Source organism: Nocardia sp. NPDC058497, from assembly GCF_042720195.1.
Lineage (GTDB): Bacteria > Actinomycetota > Actinomycetes > Mycobacteriales > Mycobacteriaceae > Nocardia.
The window spans coordinates 1-3,949 of record NZ_JBHXMY010000546.1 but is presented as its reverse complement, the minus strand read 5'-3'; the positions used below and the strand labels follow the sequence as shown (position 1 = coordinate 3,949).

Annotated in this window: 4 protein-coding genes; all 4 read right to left on the bottom strand. The window is 69.3% G+C overall.

The genetic code is table 11. The features are described 5' to 3' along the window. Positions 1–56: 56 nt before the first annotated feature. The 4 genes from ACFWPJ_RS26895 to ACFWPJ_RS26880 are packed head-to-tail and all read right to left on the bottom strand — an operon-like array spanning position 57 to position 3,928. On the bottom strand, positions 57–866 hold the full coding sequence (locus ACFWPJ_RS26895; RefSeq protein ID WP_378855392.1) for a methyltransferase family protein: 810 nt from the start codon (positions 864–866) through the stop codon (positions 57–59). Next, on the bottom strand, positions 857–1,849 hold the full coding sequence (locus tag ACFWPJ_RS26890) for a fatty acid desaturase (RefSeq protein ID WP_378855390.1): 993 nt from the start codon (positions 1,847–1,849) through the stop codon (positions 857–859). The genes ACFWPJ_RS26895 and ACFWPJ_RS26890 overlap by 10 nt, the downstream gene beginning before the upstream one ends. A 58-nt stretch (positions 1,850–1,907) precedes the next feature. Then, positions 1,908–3,179: a hypothetical protein gene (locus ACFWPJ_RS26885; RefSeq protein ID WP_378855389.1), complete on the bottom strand. Its 1,272-nt coding sequence runs from the start codon at positions 3,177–3,179 to the stop codon at positions 1,908–1,910. After that, positions 3,176–3,928, bottom strand: a complete 753-nt coding sequence (locus tag ACFWPJ_RS26880) for a polyprenyl synthetase family protein (protein WP_378855387.1) — start codon at positions 3,926–3,928, stop codon at positions 3,176–3,178. The genes ACFWPJ_RS26885 and ACFWPJ_RS26880 overlap by 4 nt, the downstream gene beginning before the upstream one ends. Between the last annotated feature and the right edge of the window lie 21 nt (positions 3,929–3,949).

Here is a 3,949-nt window from a genome sequence, read left to right as displayed (position 1 = left end):
CGGGCAGGCCCCGCCCGGCGCGTCCCCTGACGGGAAACACGCCGGGCGGCATGCCTTTACGGCTGCCGAGTCGATCGGCCGAAGATGCGGAGCACGGACGGGAAGAAGGCGGGAACCTGCGCGGCGTAGGCGCGGTAGGACGCACCGAAGCGCGCGATCAGGTCGCGTTCCTCCAGGTAGGTGCCAAGCAGGATGTAACCGGTCAACCCGAGTGCCCACACCAGGTGCCCGACGGTGAACGTGCCGGCGAACCAGAACGAGACCAGCAGGCCGGTCATCAGCGGATGGCGCACGAGGCGGTAGACCCCGTTCACCTGGAGCCGATCGACGGTCGCGTCGGGAACCTGGATGACGTACTCGCGGTAGGCCTGGCTGATGCCGAGCAGGTGGAAGTGGTTCAGCAGCAGCGTCGCCGCGTAGACGAGCACGAAGCCGAGCCAGAACCCGGCGTCGAGCACCAGCCCCGCGGTGCCATCGGCCGACCAGAGCACCGCCGGAATCGGCTGCCAGGCCAGCATGATCACCCACATGACCAGGCACACCATCACGATGTACACGGTCCGCTCCAGCGCTTCGGGCACCCAGCGGGTGACGAACGCCTTGAACGCGGGCCTGGCCATGCCCGAGTGCTGCAGGCCGAACAGCGCCAGCAGCAGCACGTCGACGACGAGCGCCGGGACGGTCGACAGGTGCGGGCCCTTGTCGATCGTCTTGGGCAGGAACCAGCCGCCGGCGAACAGCAGCATCAGCGGCACGGTGATGCCGGCGACGCCGTAGACGGCGAAGGAGAACAGGAACGGGACGAGCCGCGCACGGCTCGTCAGCACGTCCCGCGCCTGGGTGGGAGTCGGCGTGATCAGATCCATGCGAACCACGGCAGGTACCGCGAACGCACGGTCCCCTCTTCGATGCGCTGCTCCAGCCTGGCCTTCCACTTGGTGCCGTAGCGCTCGTTGAGGAAGCCGCCGGGCCAGAACAGGCGCCAGCCCGACTGGGCCACCATCCAATAGGGGACGATGACGCCGGGGTCGACATCACGCATGTAGTCGAGCTTGTCCGGGATCTGGCTCCAGTGGATACCGGGGTAGCGGTGGTGCACGCTGTGGTAGCCCTGGTTGAAGATCAGGAAGTTCAGGATGTTGCCCGCGTTGTTGAGCGAGGTGCTCGGGTCGTCCTCGAAGCCCTTGGCCGGCGCGTGGCTCAGCCAGGCGAAGTAGCCCGCGTTGACCTGGGTGATCAGGAACGGCACCCAGTAGAACAGTACGAAGCGATCGAAATCGACCAGGTACCAGACGGTTCCGATGACCACGGCGTAGAGCGCCATGTCGAGCAGGAACTGGTGGCGGGTCTTGCGGCGGCGCGGCGCCGGGTCGGCCGCGAAGATCGTACGCATCGTGTGGATCTTGACGATCACGCCGTAGCGGACCCAATACCAGATGGCGCCGAGGCCCTTCTCCATCCTGGCTGTGGAGGTGACGTCACCGGGCCCGTCGTTGAACCGGTGATGGTTGAGGACGTGGACCTCGCGCATCTCGGCCGCGGTCAGATTGCCGGGCAGACAGCACAGGAAGTCGACGACCCGGTTCGGGAACTTCGACACGAACAGCGGCCGGTGGGTGTGCATGTGCATCACACCGATGGTCAGCGAGAGGTTCAGCAGCGACAGCACGATGATCAGCGGGACCGCGATGTACCAGCTCGTGGCGATCGGGACGAACAGGCCGAGTGCCAGCATGCCGATCCACAGCGCGATGTGCAGCAGCGGGCCGACATTAGAGGCGTGCTCGAGCTTGAGCACGCGCTTGCTGAACGGGGTGTATTCCGGCGCGACGGGCGTTCCGGTGCTCATGGGAGAGCTCCTTCGCTAGTGGTGTCCAGGACGGTGAGCGCGGGTCTGGTGACGATGCTCATGGGCGGCTCCCTCGGGTGCTGGTGTCGAGGGCAGCGAGTTGGAGTCTCGTGGCGAGCGACTGCAGCGCCTCGGGTTCGTGCGGTGGCACCCGTTCCATGGCGCCGAAGGCCAGGTGATCGGCGATCATCATGGTGCGCACTTCGGCGTCGGGGAGCTCGCCGGTCAGCGGTCCCTCCGGCAGGGTCTGCACGAGCGCGAAGGTGGTGTCGACGATCAGCGGGACCAGCGACGTCGGCATCGATCGCGGGTCGCCCGCGCCGAGCACCTCCGTCGCCTGATTCGCGCCGTCGGCGAAATCCGGTGAGGCGTCGAGCATCCGGTGAATCGCCAGGTCGGCGGTGCGGCGCACCCGGTCGAGCATCTTGTTCCAGTAGGTAGCCGACGACGCCGCGAGCAGCGCGGCGCCGACTTTGCGCCGGTAGGGCGACGGCGCGTCGACGACCGAGCACAGGAACGCCGTCGTGGTGATGGTCATGTACGCCATCGCCGCGCGCGCACCGCGACTCGGCGTACCGGGGCCGAGTCGGGCGAGCAGGGCGAAGCCGCCCAGCGCCGGCGCCAGCAGCTGCAGCATCACCATCCGCTTCAGTTCCTCGCGGTCGGCGACGCCGTAGATCTCGAACTCGTTGTCACGCAGGTCGTTCGCGGACTGGGCGATCACCGCGACGCAGCCGGTCAGTTCGCGCAGATCCGCTTCCGAGAGCACGTCTTCGGCGACCAGCGCGCACGCGTAGTGGGTGACCCGCCCGAGCACGCCTTCGCTGTAGGCGACCCGGGACAGTGGCGCGTCGATATTGCGGGCCATGACACCGGCCACGTCGACGATCACCGCGCCGACCCGCCGGCGGCCCTCCGCCGACAGCGCCGACAGCAGCGCCCTGATATCGCCGATGCGCTCGGCGAGCAGCCGGTCGACGGCTTCGCTGTCGCGAGCTTCCGCGGCGACGGCGGGCAAGGCGGGCGGCGGCGTGTCGGTGGTGCCGGTGAGGTAGTCGGCGGCCGACAGCACGGCACTGCTCGCGACCGCGCGATCGCTGAGGTCCTCGAAGGCGTCGAGCACCCGGCAGGCCAGCAGGGCGGCGGTCGCCTCGGCGCGCAGGTGCGCGGACAGGAAACTCACCGAGATCCCGAGGTTGCGGCCCGCCGGGATCAGCGCCAGCCGGGCCAGCTCCCCGGGCGAGGACGCGGCGCGCAGCGCGGCCATGTCCGGTGCGCGCCGCAGGTGGCGCAGGCCGTAGGCCAGGGTGCCGATTCTGGTCTGTCTCATCGGTTGATCACCTGCTGCAAGAGTTCGCGGAGGTCCGCGCGCGCGGGCGTGGACGGGAAGATGTCCAGGGCCGCGCCGGCGGTCTCGGTGGCCTGCACCGCGACGACGCGCGCGGCCTGGGTGGCCCCGCTCTCGACCAGGTCGGTCTGCAGCGTGGCGCTGGAAGTGTCCGCGGAGAGCCACATGTCGCGCGCACCGGGCCGCAGCGCCAGCCATTCGATGACCGGCCAAGTCGGTACCCGCCGGTCCAGATCGCCGCAGGCGTCCTTGCCCAGCTCGGGGCCGCCCTCGATGTCGCGGACGTCGTCCATGATCTGGAACGCGAGCGCGAGCTGGTCGGCGTACTGCATCAGGGCCTGTAGCCGGTCGTGGTCGGCGCCGCCTGCCGTGCCGCCGTAGGAGCACGACAGCCGGAACAGCGTGCCGGTCTTCGCGCCTGCCACGAGTTCGTAGTGGCGGCGCAGCGCGGTCGCGTCGACCGCGGGCGGCAAGGTCTCGATGAGCTGGCCGAACGACAGGTCCGACAGCCGGTCGGCATAGGTCACGCCGGGCGCCTCGCCGATCCCGGCGAACACTCCCGGGTTGTCGGCCAGCACCTGGGCGACCACCTGCATCGCGGCGCCTGCCATGTGGAATCCCGCCCTGGCGGCGATGCGGACGCCGAACGCGGCGGGCACCGAGGGCGCGCCGCGGCGCAGCAGGGAACCGTCACAGATATCGTCGTGCAGCAGCGAGGACTCGTGCAGCATGTCCTAGGCTCAGGCCAGGTC